The sequence below is a fragment of the Pseudaeromonas sharmana genome (genome assembly GCF_042649925.1).
GTDB classification, from domain to species: domain Bacteria; phylum Pseudomonadota; class Gammaproteobacteria; order Enterobacterales; family Aeromonadaceae; genus Pseudaeromonas; species Pseudaeromonas sharmana.
Genome location: NZ_JBHSAF010000011.1, coordinates 1 through 20,704 on the forward strand (window position 1 = coordinate 1; position 20,704 = coordinate 20,704).

18 protein-coding genes and 1 tRNA gene are annotated in these 20,704 nt (G+C 54.6%); all 19 read right to left on the reverse strand.

Features of this window, described 5'->3' with window-relative positions; all coding sequences use genetic code 11:
- Positions 1–131: 131 nt before the first annotated feature.
- Entirely contained in the window at positions 132–2,234 is a 2,103-nt protein-coding gene (gene fusA / locus ACFOSS_RS09490; protein WP_377152094.1) for an elongation factor G, read from the reverse strand.
- Between the two features lie 75 nt (positions 2,235–2,309).
- Complete coding sequence (rpsG, locus tag ACFOSS_RS09495) at positions 2,310–2,780, reverse strand: 30S ribosomal protein S7 (RefSeq protein ID WP_377152095.1); 471 nt, start codon at positions 2,778–2,780, stop codon at positions 2,310–2,312.
- Between the two features lie 92 nt (positions 2,781–2,872).
- A complete protein-coding gene (gene rpsL, locus ACFOSS_RS09500) occupies positions 2,873–3,247 on the reverse strand; it encodes a 30S ribosomal protein S12 (protein WP_377152096.1) in 375 nt (124 codons plus the stop codon).
- 182 nt (positions 3,248–3,429) lie between these two features.
- Positions 3,430–3,708 carry a sulfurtransferase complex subunit TusB gene (tusB, locus tag ACFOSS_RS09505; protein ID WP_377152097.1) on the reverse strand — a complete coding sequence of 93 codons (279 nt, stop codon included), beginning with the start codon at positions 3,706–3,708 and terminating at the stop codon, positions 3,430–3,432.
- A gap of 9 nt (positions 3,709–3,717) precedes the next feature.
- A complete protein-coding gene (tusC, locus tag ACFOSS_RS09510; protein ID WP_377152098.1) occupies positions 3,718–4,074 on the reverse strand; it encodes a sulfurtransferase complex subunit TusC in 357 nt (118 codons plus the stop codon).
- A 13-nt stretch (positions 4,075–4,087) separates the two neighbouring features.
- Entirely contained in the window at positions 4,088–4,480 is a 393-nt protein-coding gene (gene tusD, locus ACFOSS_RS09515; protein ID WP_377152099.1) for a sulfurtransferase complex subunit TusD, read from the reverse strand.
- Between the two features lie 8 nt (positions 4,481–4,488).
- On the reverse strand, positions 4,489–4,878 hold the full coding sequence (locus ACFOSS_RS09520) for a RidA family protein (protein ID WP_377152100.1): 390 nt from the start codon (positions 4,876–4,878) through the stop codon (positions 4,489–4,491).
- A 295-nt stretch (positions 4,879–5,173) separates the two neighbouring features.
- Positions 5,174–6,733: an alkyl hydroperoxide reductase subunit F gene (ahpF, locus tag ACFOSS_RS09525; protein WP_377152101.1), complete on the reverse strand. Its 1,560-nt coding sequence runs from the start codon at positions 6,731–6,733 to the stop codon at positions 5,174–5,176.
- 64 nt (positions 6,734–6,797) lie between these two features.
- The gene (gene ahpC, locus ACFOSS_RS09530; protein ID WP_377152102.1) at positions 6,798–7,364 is read right to left on the reverse strand and encodes an alkyl hydroperoxide reductase subunit C; all 567 of its coding nucleotides are present in this window, start codon (positions 7,362–7,364) and stop codon (positions 6,798–6,800) included.
- A gap of 398 nt (positions 7,365–7,762) precedes the next feature.
- Complete coding sequence (gene rpoC, locus ACFOSS_RS09535) at positions 7,763–12,061, reverse strand: DNA-directed RNA polymerase subunit beta' (protein ID WP_377152103.1); 4,299 nt, start codon at positions 12,059–12,061, stop codon at positions 7,763–7,765.
- A gap of 77 nt (positions 12,062–12,138) precedes the next feature.
- Positions 12,139–16,164 (reverse strand): DNA-directed RNA polymerase subunit beta, encoded by a 4,026-nt coding sequence (gene rpoB, locus ACFOSS_RS09540; RefSeq protein WP_377152104.1) that lies wholly within the window; start codon positions 16,162–16,164, stop codon positions 12,139–12,141.
- A gap of 232 nt (positions 16,165–16,396) precedes the next feature.
- The gene (gene rplL / locus ACFOSS_RS09545; RefSeq protein WP_377152105.1) at positions 16,397–16,765 is read right to left on the reverse strand and encodes a 50S ribosomal protein L7/L12; all 369 of its coding nucleotides are present in this window, start codon (positions 16,763–16,765) and stop codon (positions 16,397–16,399) included.
- 54 nt (positions 16,766–16,819) lie between these two features.
- Entirely contained in the window at positions 16,820–17,323 is a 504-nt protein-coding gene (gene rplJ / locus ACFOSS_RS09550) for a 50S ribosomal protein L10 (protein ID WP_377152106.1), read from the reverse strand.
- A 236-nt stretch (positions 17,324–17,559) separates the two neighbouring features.
- Positions 17,560–18,264 carry a 50S ribosomal protein L1 gene (gene rplA, locus ACFOSS_RS09555; protein WP_377152107.1) on the reverse strand — a complete coding sequence of 235 codons (705 nt, stop codon included), beginning with the start codon at positions 18,262–18,264 and terminating at the stop codon, positions 17,560–17,562.
- A 4-nt stretch (positions 18,265–18,268) separates the two neighbouring features.
- Positions 18,269–18,697, reverse strand: coding sequence for a 50S ribosomal protein L11 (gene rplK / locus ACFOSS_RS09560; protein ID WP_377152108.1), 429 nt, complete (start codon positions 18,695–18,697; stop codon positions 18,269–18,271).
- A 130-nt stretch (positions 18,698–18,827) separates the two neighbouring features.
- Positions 18,828–19,370 (reverse strand): transcription termination/antitermination protein NusG, encoded by a 543-nt coding sequence (gene nusG, locus ACFOSS_RS09565; RefSeq protein WP_449301176.1) that lies wholly within the window; start codon positions 19,368–19,370, stop codon positions 18,828–18,830.
- A 3-nt stretch (positions 19,371–19,373) separates the two neighbouring features.
- Positions 19,374–19,757 (reverse strand): preprotein translocase subunit SecE, encoded by a 384-nt coding sequence (secE, locus tag ACFOSS_RS09570; protein WP_377152109.1) that lies wholly within the window; start codon positions 19,755–19,757, stop codon positions 19,374–19,376.
- Between the two features lie 63 nt (positions 19,758–19,820).
- A tRNA-Trp gene (locus ACFOSS_RS09575) sits at positions 19,821–19,897 on the reverse strand.
- A 51-nt stretch (positions 19,898–19,948) separates the two neighbouring features.
- Positions 19,949–20,704 (reverse strand): elongation factor Tu (locus ACFOSS_RS09580; RefSeq protein ID WP_377152111.1); only part of this gene is annotated, 756 nt, incomplete at its 5' end.

Consider the following 20,704-nt stretch of genomic DNA (forward strand, 5'->3'; position numbering starts at 1 on the left):
GTGGTCAACGTGGCCGATGGTACCTACGTTAACGTGGGGTTTTGTACGTTCAAATTTTTCTTTAGACACGACGTTGTCCTTCCTATGTTAATACCCGCCCACCATGAGTGGGCGGAGATGATTTACTGAGATTACTTGGCCTGACGAGCTTCGATTACCGCTTGGGCAATGTTGTTCGGGGTTTCTGCGTACTTACCGAATTCCATGGAGTAGGAAGCACGGCCTTGGGTAGCAGAACGCAGGTCAGTAGCATAACCGAACATTTCGGCCAGCGGCACCATGGCGCGGACGATCTTGCCAGACGGGCCATCTTCCATGCCTTCGATGATGCCACGACGACGGTTCAAGTCGCCGATGACGTCACCCATGTAGTCTTCCGGAGTCTCAACTTCAACCTTCATCAGCGGCTCGAGCAGAACCGGCTGAGCTTGCATGAAGCCCGCCTTGAACGCCATAGAGGCCGCGATCTTGAACGCGAGTTCGGAAGAGTCGACATCGTGGTAAGAACCGAAGTGCAGACGTACACCCAGATCCACTACCGGATAACCGGCAACAGGACCAGACTTCAGCTGCTCTTGGATACCCTTATCAACACCCGGGATAAATTCGCCAGGAATGACACCACCCTTGATGTCGTTGACGAATTCGTAGCCCTTACCTTCTTCCAGTGGGTACATGTCGATAACGACGTGACCGAACTGGCCGCGACCACCAGACTGCTTGGCATGCTTACCGGTGATGTCGGTCGCCTTGGAGCGGATGGTTTCGCGGTAGGCAACTTGCGGCTTACCGACGTTGGCCTCGACCTTGAATTCACGCTTCATACGGTCAACGATGATTTCGAGGTGCAGCTCACCCATACCGGAGATGATGGTCTGCCCTGATTCTTCATCAGTATGCACGCGGAATGACGGATCTTCCTGAGCCAGACGGCCCAGTGCCAGACCCATTTTCTCTTGGTCAGCCTTGGTCTTCGGTTCAACGGCTACAGAGATAACCGGTTCCGGGAACTCCATACGCTCGAGGATGATCGGTGACGCTTCAGCACACAGAGTATCACCGGTGGTGACGTCCTTCAGACCGATAGCAGCCGCGATGTCACCAGCGCGAACTTCTTTGATCTCTTCACGCTTGTTGGCGTGCATCTGTACGATACGACCGATACGGTCACGCTTGCCCTTCACGGAGTTCAGAACGCTGTCACCAGAGTTCACAACACCTGAGTAGCAGCGGAAGAAGGTCAGGTTACCAACGAACGGGTCGGTAGCAATCTTGAACGCCAGAGCAGAGAACGGCTCATCATCGCTCGGATGACGCTCAGCCGGAGTACCGTTTTCCAATTGACCCGCGATCGCAGGTACATCCACCGGAGCCGGCAGGAATTCAACAACGGCATCCAGCATCGCCTGAACACCCTTGTTCTTGAATGCAGAACCACAGGTGACCAGAATGATTTCGTTCCGCAGAACGCGCTGACGCAGAGCAGCCTTCAGCTCAACCTCGGTCATCTCTTCACCGCCGAGGTATTTTTCCATCAGCTCTTCTGAGGCTTCGGCAGCGGCTTCGATCAGATTGTTGTGCCATTCTTCGGCTGCAGCTTGCAGCTCAGCAGGAATGTCTTCGTATTCGAAGGTAGTGCCTTGATCGGCTTCATTCCAGTTGATGGCCTTCATCTTGATCAGGTCGATGACACCCTTGAAGTTGTCTTCGGCACCGATCGGCAGTTGCAGCGGAACTGCATTGCCCTTCAGGCGGGTCTTGATTTGTTCAACAGCACGCAGGAAGTTGGCACCGGTACGGTCCATCTTGTTGATGAAGGCGATACGCGGAACCTTGTACTTGTTTGCCTGACGCCATACGGTTTCAGACTGCGGCTGAACACCACCTACCGCACAGTAAACCATGACAGCACCGTCGAGTACGCGCATGGAGCGCTCTACTTCGATGGTGAAGTCAACGTGGCCGGGGGTGTCGATGATGTTGATGCGGTGCGGTTGGAACTGTTGTCCCATACCACTCCAGAAACAGGTGGTCGCAGCGGAGGTAATGGTGATACCACGCTCTTGCTCCTGCTCCATCCAGTCCATGGTGGCAGCGCCATCATGCACTTCACCGATCTTGTGGTTAACACCGGTGTAGAACAGGATACGTTCGGTAGTGGTAGTCTTACCAGCGTCGATGTGAGCGGAGATACCGATGTTACGGTAGCGCTCAATGGGTGTTGAACGAGCCACGATAGCTATCCTCTTACTAAGGTTGTGCCTTAGATAATGAAAATATGTGCAGACCCGAGGGCCTGCACAGTCGGATTACCAGCGGTAGTGAGCAAACGCCTTGTTCGCTTCCGCCATGCGGTGCACGTCTTCACGCTTCTTGACCGCAGCACCCTTGTTCTCAGCGGCATCCAGCAGTTCGCCAGCCAGACGCTGAGCCATAGATTTTTCACCACGTTTGCGAGCAGCTTCTACCAGCCAACGCATGGCCAGAGCATTGCGGCGGACCGGACGAACTTCAACCGGTACCTGATAAGTAGAACCACCAACACGGCGGGACTTGACTTCAACAGTCGGACGGATGTGATCCAGGGCTTCTTCGAAGATAGCCAGGTGATCTTTACCGCTCTTGGTAGCGATAATGTCCAGCGCACCGTAAACGATGCTTTCGGAGACGGACTTCTTGCCGTCAACCATTACGACGTTAATGAACTTAGCCAGCAGCTCAGATCCGAACTTGGGATCTGGCAGGATCTTACGCTGACCAACAACGCGACGTCTTGGCATTTTGTATTCCTCGTAACTTCAGGTTTTACCCAAAACTAGAAAATAAATTTCTAACGTAAAAAACGTTTGGCCTTACTTAACGGAGGAATCCATTAAGCCTTAGGCTTCTTCACGCCATACTTGGAGCGGGATTGCTTACGGTCTTTAACACCGGCACAGTCCAGCGCACCACGAACAGTGTGGTAACGAACACCCGGGAGGTCCTTAACACGACCGCCACGGATCAGCACTACGGAGTGCTCTTGCAGGTTGTGACCTTCACCGCCAATGTAGGAGGTGACTTCAAAACCGTTAGTCAGACGAACACGGCATACTTTACGCAGGGCAGAGTTCGGCTTCTTGGGGGTGGTAGTGTATACGCGAGTACACACGCCACGCTTTTGTGGGCACGCATCCAGGGCTGGAACGGTGCTTTTCACAACTTGCTTAACGCGCGGCTTGCGAACCAGCTGGTTAATAGTTGCCATCAAAAAGCTCCTAATAGCTTTACAAACATGTGAAAAATCCTCCCCGCAGACACGGGGACGCGAAATTCTATGCGCACGTGCAGATTGAGTCAAGATTTATACAGTGCCTGATCACACTATGATCAGGCTGAACGTGCGGGGTTAGATACGCAGGACAGAATTAAGGATAGACGCAAAACGCTTTACCAGCGCAGAGGCGAGCCGTTATCCACCACCAGATCAACGAAACCAGCCATATCGATGACTTGTCCAACCTGTGGGGTCAGTCCGCGAGCCAGCAGATCTTCGGCTAACACAAACAAACGACTGTTCAGCAGTCGTAATGCAGGGAGCCAATCCGGTAACGTTGTCGCAATGACGCCATCCTGCAATAGCAACAATCTGTCTTCCGTGCCCATCAGCAGCAAGCATTCCTGCAATGTCAGCTGCGACAGGGGTGAATGGCGAACCAGATGCAACATCATGGGCTCCTAAAACATCAGCTTGGCGTCACATGCCGCCAGTTTTGTCTGTAACTGTTGACGCGATAACGACTGCACCGGAATAAGCAGATGCTCTGCAGCCAAACCGCGCACGGCCATATCCTCGTCACAAACGTAAACCTGCTCAATATCATACAACTCAAACAGCTTGAAGGTTGCCGTATAGTCACGCCCCAGCACTGCCAGCGGCTGCTGCCCCACCAGAAGCTGATAGACACCATCACCGATAAAAAAAACTGCGATCTCGTCAGTCAATGCAGAACAGGCCAGCACGGCATCCAGCCCTTCACGCCCGGAAGCCGTACCATGGGGAGCGGTACGAAAAATAAACGCTGTCTGCGCCATCTGTTCTCCTCGGTTAAAACTGAACCAGCCGATCGGCGCCGAGCGCGGCTTCAGCCAACTGCCCCAGTCCGGAAAGTAAAAACGGTGCAGAGACGTTTGCCGCAGGCAGGGCGAGCTCGACGGCTTCATCAGCATCGACCACCCCTCGCCGCAAGGCAGCGGCAACGCAGACATCCAGCTCGCAGCCGTATTGCTCGGCTAACTGACGCCAGGCTGTCACCAGATTGTGCTCATCACTGGCCGGCGCCGTCAGATGATTGGCATTGAATACCCCCTCCTGGTAGAAAAAAACCTTTTGCACGTTATGGCCTCTGGCAATGACCTGACAGGCAAACTGATAAGCCTGGCTTGATGCCTCGGAACCGTAAGGCGCGCCTGTTACCAACAGTGCGAAATTCAATGCCATTCTTCACCTCAGCCTGTCACGACCAGTGCAATGGCCTCGACCTCAACCAGTACATCTTTTGGCAAACGCGCAACTTCTACGCAAGAACGTGCCGGGGCATTGGCTCCCAGGTATTTGGCATACACACCATTGAAGGCGGCAAAGTCTTCGATGTTTTTCAAAAAGCAGGTGGTCTTGACCACGCTGTCAGCGGTGGCACCGGCAGCAGTCAGGACGGCCAGCAGGTTCTGCATCACCTGCTCGGTCTGCAGCTCAATGCTGCCGGTGACCAGTTCCATCGTCTCCGGGATCAACGGGATCTGCCCCGAAGTAAACACCAGATCGCCAACCCGGGTGGCCTGAACATAAGGGCCTATGGCCGCAGGGGCCTGTGTCGTTGCAATCACCGTCTTTTCCATGCTTCGCTCCTTGCATCGGTCAATGTCGCTACTGTGCTTGAGGCATGGAGTTTTCGCTGTTCGCCAGGAACTGTCAACCCTGCAGGCGGGCAACACGACGGGCGCAGGCCACTCACCGGCACGGGTTATCCGGCACATTGACACCGGCTTGCAGTCAGACGACGCCGTGATTATTAAATCAAACTTAATAATCCGTGTAATTTGACCGCCCCTTTTTCAGGTAATCCAGCCGCTGTCGGCATCAGACATAAAAAAACCACCTGCAACGAGGTGGTTTTTTATCAAAGGCGTAAACCTATTGTTGCTGCGGATCCGGAGTCCGGATCAGGTAGTCAAATGCCCCGAGCGCTGCGGTCGCCCCACTGCCCATGGAGATGATGATCTGCTTGAACGGAATCGTTGTCGCATCGCCAGCGGCAAATACGCCTGCCATAGACGTCGCGCCACGGGCATCAATCTCGATTTCGCCACTCCGACTCAACACCAAGTCACTTCCCTTCAACCATTCCGTATTCGGTACCAGACCGATCTGGACAAAAATACCCGCCAGATCCAGACGCTTGATGTCGCCTGATGCACGATCTTTGTAAGTCATGCCAGTCACCTTGCTGCCATCACCGAGCACTTCCGTGGTTTGGGCGTTGACGATGATATCCACGTTTGGCAAGGATTTGGCTTTGCGCTGTAACACCTCATCGGCGCGCAGCGTGTCGGCAAACTCCACTACGGTGACATGCTCGACGATACCGGCCAGATCAATGGCCGCCTCGATACCGGAGTTACCGCCACCGATGACCGCAACCTTCTTGCCCTTGAAGAAAGGACCATCGCAGTGTGGGCAATAGGCCACACCCTTGGTGCGATACTCAGCCTCGCCCGGCACATTCAGCTCGCGCCAGCGCGCACCGGTGGCCAACACGACGGCACGGCTCTTCAGCTCGGCACCACTGGCTAACGTCAGATTGACATAATCACCACGCTGGATACTGGCTGCACGCTGTTCGGTGATGATGTCCACCCCGTATTGTCGAACGTGCTGCTCCAGGCTGGCCGCCAGTTTTGGCCCTTCGGTATAGGAGATGGAGATAAAGTTCTCGATACCGACGGTGTCCATCACCTGACCACCAAAACGCTCGGCAACCAGACCTGTGCGAATACCTTTGCGTGCTGCATAGATCGCCGCTGCGGCACCGGCAGGGCCCCCGCCGACGATCAGCATGTCATACGGCGCCTTCTGGCTCAGCTCGGCGGTCTTGCGCTCGGCAGCTCCGCTATCCAGCTTGCCGACGATCTCCGGTAACGTCATTCGCCCCTGGCCGAATGGCTCACCATTGAGGTAAACATTCGGCACCGCCATGATTTGACGCTCAGCGACTTCATCCTGGAACAGGGCACCATCGATCATGGTGTGGCTGATGTTCGGATTCAGCGTCGCCATCAGGTTCAGCGCCTGCACAACGTCCGGACAGTTCTGACAGGAGAGTGAAATATAAGTCTCGAAGTGGAACTCACCTTTCAAGTTCCGAATCTGCTCCAACAGGGCTGGATCCGCCTTGGAGGGGTGCCCACCGCTTTGCAGCAGAGCCAGAACCAGAGAGGTGAACTCATGCCCCATAGGAATGCCGGCGAAATGTACACGTGGCGTTTGGCCAAGCTGGCTGATGCTCAACGTTGGCTGGCGCTCGGCATGACCGGCGACAAGGGCAATTTTATTGGACATGCCGGCAATCTCTTCGGCCAACGCCAACAGCTCGGCAGACTTCGGCGTGTCATTACCGGACACGCTGATCTCAATCGGCTGCTGGATGTACTGAAGATATGATTCCAGTTGTTGTTTGAGTTGTGCGTCTAACATCATCTCATCCTATGAAATACGTGAACCGGGGATCAGGACCGGCCGCAGCCGGTCCTGCAGTAACTTAGATCTTGCCAACCAGATCCAGGGACGGAGCCAGGGTCGCCTCGCCTTCCTTCCACTTGGCCGGGCAAACTTCACCCGGGTGGGAGGCAACATACTGGGCAGCCTTGACCTTGCGCAGCAGCTCCAGCGCGTCACGGCCGATGCCGCCAGCGTTGATTTCGACGATTTGAATCTTGCCTTCCGGGTCGATGACAAAGGTGCCACGGTCAGCCAGGCCTGCTTCTTCAATCATGACACCGAAGTTACGGGTGATGGCACCAGTCGGGTCGCCGATCATCGGGTATTGGATCTTCTTGATGGTGTCAGAGGTGTCGTGCCATGCCTTGTGGGTGAAATGGGTATCGGTAGAGACAGAGTAAATTTCAACGCCGAGTTTCTGGAATTCAGCATAGTTGTCAGCCAGATCACCCAGCTCGGTCGGGCAAACGAAGGTGAAGTCAGCCGGGTAGAAGAAGACAACAGACCACTTACCCTTCAGGTCTGCATCGGAAACCTGTACAAACTTGCCATTGTGGTAAGCAGTTGCGGTGAACGGTTTAATCTCGGTATTGATGTAAGTAGACATGTTTTAGCTCCTTGATTAACAGCCATGAGTAAGTGTGGCCTTGACGTGTTAAATCCTATCGAGTCTCACCAATCAAATAAAGCAGCAATATGAGATAGCCTCAATCTGTTTTTTAGATTGGAAATAACGCTTTTGTAATTTAATGCTCACAGACTCTAAACGATCATTGCCTGACAGCGAAACCATGACGGCACCGTGTCTTGCGTTACCGCACGCTTCACATCTGCACGACCGCTCGGCAGTGCGCATCAACACCATGAAGCATCACACGCTCAATCGACAGTGTGATGACAGGTCCAGCACCAGCCGCTGAGTCACTATTGCACGAGCTAAGCATGAAAAAAGGGCCCCAGAGGGGCCCTTCACTTATCAGCATTGTCGAGTGATTCTGTTATGCCTTATTCGGCGTCGAAGCTACCCGCTGCATTCAGCAGATCCGCCAGGTTCTGCTCGGCTTCATCCGCAGTGACTTGCGGGATCGGAGCCTGGGCAGCAGCCTTACGCTTCTTGTGACGCGTTTCGTGATAGGCAAAACCCGTCCCTGCCGGGATCAGACGACCAACGATCACGTTCTCCTTCAGACCACGCAGCTCATCCTTCTTACCGGATACCGCTGCTTCAGTCAGTACGCGGGTCGTTTCCTGGAACGAGGCCGCAGAGATGAAGGATTCAGTGTTCAGGGACGCCTTGGTGATCCCCATCAGCACACGACGGTAGGTCGCAGGCAGTTTGCCTTCCGCTTCCAGCTTGCGGTTGGCGATCTTGACGCGCGCAACTTCAACCTGTTCGCCTTCGAGGAACTCGGAGTCGCCACCGTTGATGATCTCGCCCTTACGCAGCATCTGACGCACGATGACTTCGATGTGCTTGTCGTTGATCTTAACGCCTTGCAGACGGTAGACGTCCTGCACTTCGTTGACGATGTAGTTAGCCACCGGGCTGATACCGCGCAGGCGCAGGATGTCATGAGCGGATTCCGGACCATCGGCCAGGACTTCACCCTGTTGCACCTTTTCACCTTCGAAGACGTTCAGGTTACGCCACTTCGGAATCATCTCCTCATAGGCATCGCCACCATCGGTCGGCGTGATGACCAGACGGCGCTTGCCCTTGGTCTCCTTACCGAAGGAGATGGTACCGGAGATCTCGGCCAGGATAGCCGGTTCCTTCGGTTGACGTGCTTCAAACAAGTCAGCAACACGCGGCAGACCACCGGTGATGTCCTTGGTACCGCCAGTCGCTTGCGGAATACGAGCGACCGCATCACCAACGTTCACCTCGGCACCATCTTCCAGTTGCACGATTGCCTGACCTGGCAGGAAGTACTGAGCCGGCACTTCAGTCCCCGGAATCAGGACATCCTTGCCATTGGCATCAACCAGCTTAACGGTCGGACGCAGATCCTTACCGGAAGCAGAACGCTCGTTAACATCCAGCACCACGATAGAGGACAAACCAGTCAGCTCGTCGGTCTGACGGCTAACGGTGATACCGTCGATCAGATCAATGAACTTGATACGACCTGCCACTTCCGTGATGATCGGGTGGGTGTGCGGATCCCAGTTGGCGACAATTTCGCCCGCCTTCACCGATTGGCCATCCTTCACTTCCAGCACAGAGCCGTACGGCAGCTTGTGGCTTTCCTTGGTACGACCGAGGTCGTCCATGATGGTCAGCTCAGAAGAACGCGATGTGATAACCAGCTTGCCACCACTGTTCTCAACGAACTTGGCGTTTTGCAGCTTGATGGTACCCGTATTCTTCACAGTTGCGCTGCTTTCAGCCGCGGCACGTGACGCCGCACCCCCGATGTGGAAGGTACGCATGGTCAGCTGGGTACCTGGTTCACCGATGGACTGGGCGGCAATAACACCGACCGCTTCACCGGCGTTGACCAGGTGGCCTCGTGCCAGATCACGACCGTAGCAGTGGGCACAAATACCGAAATCAGTTTCACAGGTGATGGCAGAGCGGACCTTGACGCGGTCAACCGAGTTGCCTTCGAGCACGTTACACCACTGCTCATCCAGCAGGGTATTACGTGCAACCAGGACCTCATCGGTACCCGGCTTCAGTACATCTTCAGCAACCACTCGACCCAGCACGCGCTCACGCAGCGGCTCGACCACATCACCACCTTCGATCAGCGGCATCATCCACAGACCTTCGGTGGTGCCACAATCAGACTCGGTAATGACCATGTCCTGAGCAACGTCAACCAGACGACGGGTCAGATAACCAGAGTTCGCGGTCTTCAAGGCGGTATCCGCCAGACCCTTACGCGCACCGTGGGTAGAGATGAAGTACTGCAGTACGTTCAGACCTTCACGGAAGTTCGCGACGATTGGTGTTTCGATGATCGAGCCATCAGGCTTGGCCATCAAGCCCCGCATACCCGCCAACTGACGAATCTGGGCCGCAGAACCCCGCGCACCTGAGTCGGCCATCATGAACACGCTGTTGAAAGAGGCTTGCTCTTCTTCCTGCCCCAGGGTGTTGGTCGCCTTCTCCTTGGAGAGGTTCTCCATCATCGCCTTGGAAACGCGTTCGTTGGCACTTGCCCAGATGTCGATAACCTTGTTGTAGCGTTCGCCGGCAGTCACCAGACCAGACTGGAACTGCTCTTGAATTTCAGCAACTTCGGCTTCAGCGGCTTCAATAATCTGCTTCTTCGCTTCCGGAATGACCATGTCGTTGATACCGACAGAGGAACCGGACAGCGCTGCATAATGGAAACCGGTATACATCAGCTGGTCAGCAAAAATGACAGTGTCTTTCAAGCCCAGGCGACGATAGCAGGTATTCAACAGTTTGGAGATGGCCTTCTTGCCCAGCGCCTTGTTAGATACGTGCTTGAACCAGGTCTCGGGATGAGCGGCCAGATCCGCCTGCTCAGCATCAGACAACACCTTCGGCTCATCAATCAGCGCGTAATCCATCCCCTTCGGCAGGATCAGCGACAAAATGGCACGACCGACAGTGGTGTTCTTCAGCTCGACCTTGGCGGTCAGTTCACCGGCTTCACTCTTCACGTACTCGGTGATACGGCACTTGACGCGCGCATGCAGTGACGCCAGACCAGCACGGTAAACTTTCTCGGCTTCCTTGGCACTGGACAGCACCATGCCTTCGCCCTTGGCACCGACTTTGGCACGGGTCATGTAGTACAGACCCAAGACCACGTCCTGAGACGGAACTATGATCGGTTCACCGGACGCCGGAGACAGAATGTTGTTGGTAGACATCATCAGCGCACGGGCTTCCAGCTGGGCTTCCAGCGTCAGCGGTACGTGAACGGCCATTTGGTCACCGTCGAAGTCAGCGTTAAACGCGGAACAGACGAGCGGGTGCAGCTGGATAGCCTTACCTTCAATCAGCGTCGGCTCAAACGCCTGGATACCCAGACGGTGCAGCGTCGGCGCACGGTTCAGCATGACAGGGTGCTCACGAATGACTTCGTCGAGGATATCCCACACCACGGCTTCTTCGCGCTCTACCATCTTCTTGGCAGCCTTGATGGTGGTCGCCAGACCACGGGCTTCCAACTTGCCATAGATGAAAGGCTTGAACAGCTCCAGCGCCATCTTCTTCGGCAGACCGCACTGATGCAGACGCAGAGTCGGGCCTACGGTAATTACGGAACGACCTGAGTAGTCGACGCGCTTACCGAGCAGGTTTTGACGGAAACGACCCTGCTTACCCTTGATCATGTCGGCGAGCGACTTCAGCGGACGCTTGTTCGAGCCAGTGATGGCGCGCCCACGACGACCGTTATCCAGCAACGCATCCACGGATTCTTGCAACATCCGCTTTTCGTTGCGCACTATGATGTCCGGCGCAGCCAGATCCAGCAGACGCTTCAGACGGTTGTTACGGTTGATGACGCGACGGTACAGATCATTCAGGTCTGACGTGGCGAAACGGCCACCATCCAACGGCACCAGCGGACGCAGATCCGGCGGCAGTACCGGCAGCACTGTCATCACCATCCATTCCGGCTTATTGCCAGAGAACAGGAACGCTTCCATCAGCTTCAGACGCTTGGTGGTCTTCTTGCGCTTGGTCTCGGAGTTGGTTTGCTCCAGCTCCTCGCGCATCTGGTTAATTTCCTGCTCCAGCTCAATGCCACGCAGCAGCTCGAGGATCGCCTCGGCCCCCATCTTGGCTTCGAACTCATCGCCATACTCTTCCAGTGCATCCAGATACTGCTCTTCTGTCAGCATCTGACCCCGTTCGAGTGCGGTCATGCCCGCTTCGATAACGACGAAAGATTCAAAGTACAGGACGCGCTCGATATCGCGCAGCGTCATGTCCAGCAGCAAGCCAATACGTGACGGCAGTGACTTCAGGAACCAGATATGCGCCACTGGCGAGGCCAGTTCGATATGCCCCATGCGTTCACGACGCACCTTGGTTTGGGTTACTTCAACGCCGCACTTCTCGCAAATTACGCCGCGGTGTTTCAGACGCTTGTACTTACCGCACAAGCATTCGTAATCCTTTACTGGCCCGAAAATACGAGCACAGAAAAGACCATCACGTTCCGGCTTGAACGTACGATAGTTGATGGTTTCCGGCTTCTTTACTTCGCCAAAAGACCAGGAGCGGATCATGTCCGGCGAGGCCAGACCGATCTTGATACCGTCGAACTCTTCGGTCTTGCTCTGGGCTTTCAAAAACTTGAGTAAGTCTTTCACGTGTGTCTCCCGTCAGGAGTTCAATCTTGGCGCCCGCAAGCGGGCGCCCTTGTCAATCCCGGTGATAAGGCGAGGCCTTATTCCTGTTCCAGCTCGATGTTGATACCCAGAGAGCGGATTTCCTTCAGCAGTACGTTGAAGGATTCGGGCATGCCCGGCTCCATGCGGTGGTCGCCATCCACGATGTTTTTGTACATCTTGGTACGGCCGTTTACATCGTCTGACTTGACGGTCAGCATTTCCTGCAGCGTATAAGCGGCGCCATACGCTTCCAGGGCCCACACTTCCATCTCACCGAAGCGCTGACCACCGAACTGCGCCTTACCACCCAGCGGTTGCTGGGTAACCAGGCTGTAAGATCCGGTAGAACGCGCGTGCATCTTGTCGTCGACCAAGTGGTTCAGCTTCAGCATGTACATGTAGCCAACGGTAACCGGACGTTCGAACGGCATACCGGTGCGACCATCAAACAGCGTGATCTGACCAGACTCCGGAAGGTCTGCCAGCTTCAACAGCTCCTTGATTTCGCGCTCCTTGGCGCCATCAAAGACTGGTGTAGCGACAGGCATACCCTTACGCAGATTGGAGGCCAGAGTGCGAACCTCATCATCGGAGAACGTAGACAGGTCAACCTTCTGGCGCGCATCGCCCAGATCGTAAACCTGTTGCAGGAACTCGCGTTGTTTGGCCAGTTCTTGCTGCTCCTTGATCATGCGATCCAGCTTCTCACCGATCCCCTTGGCAGCAAGGCCGAGGTGAACTTCAAGAACCTGACCGATGTTCATACGTGACGGAACGCCCAACGGGTTCAGCACGATGTCGACCGGACGACCCTGATCGTCATGAGGCATATCCTCGATCGGACAGATCTTGGAAATAACCCCCTTATTACCGTGACGACCGGCCATCTTGTCGCCTGGCTGGATGCGACGCTTAACCGCCAAATAGACCTTGACGATCTTGAGCACGCCCGGAGCCAGATCATCGCCCTGGATGATCTTCTGACGCTTGGCTTCAAACTTGCGGTCAAACTCTTCACGCAGAGCTACGTACTGTTCAGCGATCTGTTCCAGTTCAACTTGCTTGGACTCGTCATCCAGCGCTTGTTCCAGCCACTTGGCGCGTTCCAGCTTGTCAATCTTGTCGGCGGAGACACCGGCATTGATCAGCACTGAGCGAGCGCGGCTGAAGATACCATCTTCAAGGATCTTGAACTCTTCGGTCAGATCCTTCTTGGCATCACGCAGCTGCATGTCTTCGATTTCCTTGGCACGCTTGTCCTTCTCTACGCCATCGCGGGTAAAGACCTGGACATCGACCACGGTACCGTAGACACCATTTGGCACACGCAGGGAGGAATCCTTCACGTCGGACGCCTTCTCACCAAAAATGGCGCGCAACAGTTTCTCTTCCGGAGTCAGCTGGGTTTCACCCTTCGGCGTCACCTTACCCACCAGAATGTCGCCACCCTGAACCTCGGCGCCTACGTAGACAATGCCTGATTCGTCCAGTTTGGAGAGCGCGGCCTCACCCACGTTCGGAATATCCGCCGTGATTTCTTCCGGGCCAAGCTTGGTATCACGCGCGATACAGGCCAGTTCCTGGATGTGGATAGTGGTCAGGCGATCTTCTTGTACAACACGCTCGGACACCAGGATGGAGTCTTCGAAGTTGTAGCCGTTCCACGGCATGAACGCGACACGCAGGTTTTGGCCCAGAGCCAGTTCACCCAAGTCGGTAGACGGACCATCAGCCAGCACATCACCGGCCATGACCAGCTCACCAGGGCGGACACATGGACGCTGATTGATACAGGTGTTCTGGTTAGAACGGGTGTACTTGGTCAGGTTATAGATGTCGATGCCAGCTTCGCCAGGCAGCAATTCATCTTCGTTAACCTTGACCACGATACGGGAAGCATCCGCGTAATCGACCAGACCCCCACGGGTTGCCACCACGGTCACGCCTGAATCGACGGCGACAGCACGCTCCATACCGGTACCCACCAGCGGCTTGTCCGCGCGCAGCGTTGGTACGGCCTGACGTTGCATGTTTGAACCCATCAGAGCACGGTTGGCGTCATCGTGTTCCAGGAACGGAATCAACGCTGCCGCCACGGAAACCACCTGCTGCGGGCTCACATCCATATACTGGATCTGGTCCGCATTCATGAAGGTAGATTCACCCTTATGACGGCATGGGATCAGTTCATCTTTCAGCTTGCCATGTTCATCAACGTTGGCGTTGGCCTGTGCGATGACGAAGTTGCCTTCCTCGATCGCAGACAGGTAATCCACCTCATCGGTGATCACCCCATCAATAACCTTGCGATATGGGGTTTCGAGGAAACCGTAATCGTTGGTACGGGAATAGACCGCCAAGGAGTTGATCAGACCGATGTTCGGACCTTCAGGCGTTTCGATCGGACACAGACGACCGTAGTGGGTCGGATGCACGTCACGCACTTCGAAGCCAGCCCGCTCGCGGGTCAAACCACCCGGGCCGAGAGCAGAAATACGACGCTTGTGCGTCACTTCGGACAGCGGGTTGTTCTGATCCATGAACTGGGACAACTGGCTGGAACCGAAGAACTCCTTCACAGCAGCGGAGATCGGCTTGGCATTGATCAGATCTTGCGGCATCAGCGCTTCAAGGTCACCCAGAGACAGACGCTCCTTGACCGCACGCTCAACACGCACCAGGCCAACACGGAACTGGTTCTCGGCCATTTCACCGACAGAGCGAATACGGCGGTTACCCAAGTGATCGATGTCGTCCACTTCATCGTTACCGTTACGGATATCGATGAGCTTCTTCATGACTTCGACGATGTCATCCTTGGTCAGGATGCCCGGGCCCAACTGATCGGCACGACCCAGACGGCTGTTGAACTTCATGCGACCAACAGTCGACAGATCGTAGCGATCTTCAGAGAAGAACAAGTTGTCGAACAGTTGTTCGGCCGCGTCGCGGGTTGGCGGTTCACCCGGGCGCATCATGCGGTAGATTTCGACCAACGCTTCAAGGCGGTTGGTTGAAGAATCAATTCGCAGCGTCTCGGACATGTAGGCGCCATGATCCAGTTCATTGGTGAACAGGACTTCAAATTGCTTGTGACCTGCCTGTGACAGGTTGGCAACCGCTTCCAGGCTCAATGCGGCGTTAGCCGGAATAATGACTTCGCCAGTATCGGCGTTGACATAATCCTTGGCTGCCACTTTGCCAACAGCATATTCAACCGGCACTTCAATCTGAGTGACGGCGGCCTTCTCAAGCTGACGGATGTGACGAGCGGTGACACGGCGTCCCTTCTCCACGACCACTTCGTTGTTGACCACAACGTCGAAAATCGCGGTTTCACCACGCAGGCGATCCGGAACTAGCTCCATCATGAGCTTGCCTTCTTTGATCTCGAAACGGATGGTTTCGAAGAAGGTATCGAGGATCTCTTCCGTGGTGAAGTTCAGTGCTCGCAGAATGATCGAAGCCGGCAATTTACGGCGACGGTCGATACGCACGAACAGGTTGTCCTTGGCATCGAATTCGAAATCCAGCCAAGAGCCACGGTAAGGAATCACGCGAGCATTGTAGAGCACCTTCCCGGAGGAGTGGGTCTTGCCCTTGTCGTGATCAAAGAAGACACCCGGGCTGCGATGCAGCTGGGAGACGATAACACGCTCGGTACCATTAACGATGAAGGTGCCGTTGTCAGTCATGAGCGGAATTTCGCCCATGTAGACTTCCTGCTCCTTGATATCCTTGACGGTACCAGCAGCTGCTTCTTTATCAAACAGCACCAGACGCAATTTCACGCGCAGCGGGGCGGAGTAGGTCACGCCTCGGATTTGGCATTCTTTTACGTCAAATACCGGCTCACCCAGACGGTAGCTCACATACTGCAGTGCTGCCGTGCCAGAATAGCTGGTGATCGGGAAAACGCTGCGGAAAGCTGCCTCAAGCCCATAAGCCCCTTCCGGGTCGGCTTCAAGGAATTGTTTGAAGGAGTCCAGCTGGATGGACAACAGATAAGGCGTATCGAGAACCTGATCGCGCTTACCGAAGTCCTTACGAATGCGTTTTTTTTCGGTATAAGAGTAAACCATAGGGTTCCTCAGCTCGCTGATAAGTGACCCACACTGTCCCCGACGAGGACAGATCTTTTTTCAACACCGCTTTGTAACCAGACCACTCGACCTGTCTGGTGCGCTGTTGGTTCGCTGATGGCATTAAACGGTGTGGAAATCCCATTAGCATACAGCGCAAAAGGGCTGGTGAACATTTATTCACCAGCCCTAGCCTGATATTACTCAGGCTGCGTAACTGTCTGACGACAGATTACTTGACCTCAACGGAAGCACCAGCAGCTTCCAGCTCTTTCTTCAGAGCTTCGGCTTCTTCCTTGGAAACGGCTTCCTTGACCGGAGTCGGAGCGGCTTCTACCAGGTCCTTGGCTTCCTTCAGGCCCAGGGAGGTAGCAGCACGGACAGCCTTGATGACGGCAACCTTGTTGGCGCCAGCAGCGGTCAGGATGACGTTGAATTCGGTTTGCTCTTCAACAGCTTCAGCAGCAGCGGCCGGGCCTGCAGCAACAGCAGCAGCAGCAGAAACACCGAACTTCTCTTCCATAGCGGTGATCAGTTCAACAACTTCCATTACGGACATGGAAGCAACGGCTTCGATGATTTGGTCTTTGGTGATAGACATGACAAAAAGTTCCTGTCGTAGAAGATTTAATGTAATAGCAATCTGTTACAAGAATTAAGCCGCTTCGGCTTCTTTCTTGTCGCGCAGAGCTGCAAAAGTACGAACCAGCTTGCCAGCTGCGGCTTCCTTCATGGTAGCCATCATTCTTGCCAGCGCTTCTTCGTAGGTCGGCAGCGTTGCCAGACGATCAATTTGAGCTGCAGGGATAAATTCACCCTGGAACGCACCACCCTTGATGGAGAACTTATCGTTCCCCTTTGCAAACTCCTTGAACAGACGAGCAGCAGCGCCCGGGTGTTCGTTGGAGAACGCGATCAGGGTCGGACCAACAAATACGTCTTTCATGCATTCGAAATCGGAACCTTCTACTGCACGGGTCAGCAGAGTGTTACGAACAACGCGCATGTAAACGCCTGCTTCACGAGCAGACTTACGCAGAGCGGTCATCTTGGCCACGGTTACGCCGCGAGAATCGGCAGCAACAGCGGACAGTGCGCCTTTGGCAGCTTCGGTGACTTCAGCGACAATCGCCTTTTTGTCTTCGAATCCTAATGCCATTGGCATAACTCCTGGAGTTTAGTCTGGGCGAACCCAGAAACTGACAACAACTCCCCTTGCGAGGGAGAACTCGGTGGCAGAATCCAGAAGAAAGTAATGCTTTCTCGCTGGTGTCCGGCACCGTCTACGCAGGAAATTAAGGTTTACACCACCTGCGGTCTTGGACGGGAGTCGAGACCCCCAACCAAATAAGGCGCGAAATTTTAACTAAAACCTCGCGCCCTGTAAACGCTCAATTAAGCAGCGTTGGTATCCAGAGTGGTCTGGTCAACAGAAACACCCGCACCCATGGTGGTAGAGAGGCTTACCTTCTTGATGAACTGACCCTTGGAGGTTGCAGGCTTGGCCTTCTTCAGGGCAGCCAGCAGCGATTCCAGGTTTTGCTTCAGTTGATCAGCAGTGAAGTCAACCTTACCGATAGTGGTGTGGATGATACCGTTCTTGTCGTTACGATAACGAACTTGACCTGCCTTGGCATTGTTAACAGCTTCAGCAACGTTCGGGGTGACAGTACCAACCTTCGGGTTCGGCATCAGGCCACGCGGACCCAGAATTTGACCCAGTTGGCCAACAACGCGCATTGCATCCGGAGAGGCAATAACCACGTCAAAGTTCATTTCACCCTTCTTGATCTGTTCAGCCAGATCTTCCATACCAACCAGGTCAGCACCGGCAGCCTTGGCGGCTTCGGCGTTAGCACCCTGAGTAAATACGGCAACGCGAACAGTACGACCGGTGCCATGCGGCAGAACGGTAGCACCACGAACGTTTTGATCAGACTTACGAGCATCAATGCCCAGGTTCACAGCTACGTCGACGCTTTCAACGAACTTGGCGGTAGCCAGTTCCTTCAGCAGGGCAACGGCTTCGGTGATGCCGTACTCTTTGGTACCATCAACCTTTTCACGGATCACGCGCATGCGCTTGGTCAGTTTAGCCATTGTCTTATTCCTCCACTACCAGGCCCATGGAACGGGCAGAACCCGCGATGCAACGGGCCATCGCTTCCAGATCAGCACCAGTCATATCTGGTTCCTTGGTCTTAGCGATTTCCAGCAGTTGAGCGTGCGTTACCTTACCAACCTTGTCCTTGTGCGGCTTGGAAGAGCCGGACTGGATGTTAGCGGCCTTCTTCAGCAGGAAGGATGCAGGCGGCGTCTTGGTTTCGAAGGTGAAGGAACGGTCGCTGTATACGGTAATCACGACCGGAGTCGGGGCACCCTTCTCCAGCTTTTCTGTACGGGCGTTGAACGCCTTACAGAATTCCATGATGTTGACACCGTGTTGACCCAGTGCCGGACCGACAGGTGGCGACGGGTTGGCCATGCCGGCCTTAACTTGCAGCTTGATATAAGCTGTGACTTTCTTAGCCATTTGAAAATTACCTCAAATATGGGTTCTAGCGCCTCGGACTCCCCATGGACTCCTCATCGGCTCCCCAAGAAAAAAGGGGCAGCAAATTGTATAGACATTCGCTCCCCCTTACAACCTCAGTGAGTAAAAATCAGGCTTTTTCTACCTGACCAAACTCGAGCTCTACCGGCGTTGACCGGCCGAAAATCAAGACTGAAACCTTCAAGCGACTCTTTTCGTAGTCCACTTCCTCAACCACACCCTGGAAGTCTGCAAATGGACCATCACTAACACGCACAACCTCGCCAGCTTCGAACAATGTCTTCGGCTTCGGCTTGTCAACCGACTCCTGCAAGCGATTGAGGATGGCATCGGCTTCCTTATCGGAAATCGGTGCAGGACGATCAGATGTCCCGCCGATGAACCCCATGACTCGCGGCACGCTGCGTACCAAGTGCCAGGACGTTTCGTCCATCACCATCTGTACCAATACGTATCCAGGGAAAAACTTGCGCTCACTCTTGCGCTTTTGACCCGCACGCATTTCAACAACTTCTTCGGTTGGAACCAGAACGTCACCGAACTTGTCTTCCATGCCATGGATCTTGATATGCTCTTTCAGCGACTTGGCTACACGCCCTTCATAACCCGAGAAGGCCTGTACCACATACCATCGCATGCGTTGTTCACTCATGGCTTAACCCTTTACACCGGTAATAAAATCAACCAACCAGATGAGCGCGCCATCCAGCAGGAACAGGAACAGCCCGACTACAGCAACAACGGCAAAAATAATCAGGGTTGTCTGAATGGTCTCCTGACGGGTTGGCCATACGACCTTACGGACTTCGATGCGGGACTCCCGTGCGAAGTCGATCAAAGACTTGCCCTTTACGGTCTGTAGTGCAACCAGACCAGCAACCACAATCGCAGCTACAACAGCCACGATACGGATGAACAATGCCTGCTCGCTGTAAACATAGTTACCTACAATAGCGGCCGCCAGGATGATGAAAACCAGGCTCCACAACAGGGTATCCTTGGCCTTGCTGGTGCCTTGGCTCTCAGTATTCACACTCATACAACCTACCTATTTAAACTTAGCTAATAAGACGCGAAAGCCCCGCCGTTGGGCGAGGTTAGCTGGCAGGGGCGGAGGGACTCGAACCCCCAACCATCGGTTTTGGAGACCGCTGTTCTACCAATTCGAACTACGCCCCTGCAAAACAAAGCCCCTATTATAGGGGCTTTGTCGGGCGTTTGTCAGCCAGATTACTCGATAACCTTGGCAACAACACCGGCGCCTACAGTACGGCCGCCTTCACGGATTGCAAAACGCAGACCGTCATCCATCGCGATCGGGTGGATCAGGGTTACTACCATCTTGATGTTATCGCCTGGCATTACCATTTCCACGCCTTCCGGCAGCTCGATGGTGCCAGTTACGTCGGTGGTACGGAAGTAGAACTGCGGACGGTAGCCCTTGAAGAACGGAGTATGACGACCACCTTCTTCCTTGGACAGCACGTACACTTCTGATTCGAACTTGGTGTGCGGAGTGATTGAACCAGGCTTGGCCAGTACTTGACCACGCTCTACGTCTTCACGCTTCACGCCACGCAGCAGAACACCTACGTTCTCACCAGCACGGCCTTCGTCCAGCAGCTTGCGGAACATTTCTACGCCAGTACAGGTGGTCTTGGTGGTTTCCTTCAGACCTACGATTTCTACTTCTTCGCCTACCTTGACGATACCGCGCTCAACACGACCGGTTACTACAGTACCACGGCCAGAGATTGAGAATACGTCTTCGATTGGCAGCAGGAACGGACGATCGATAGCACGTTCCGGTTGCGGAATGTAGCTGTCCAGGTGAGCAGCCAGTTCCAGGATCTTCTCTTCCCACTTGGCATCGCCTTGCAGAGCCAGCAGAGCAGAACCACGTACTACCGGAGTATCGTCGCCCGGGAAGTCGTATTCAGACAGCAGTTCACGAACTTCCATCTCAACCAGATCCAGCAGCTCTTC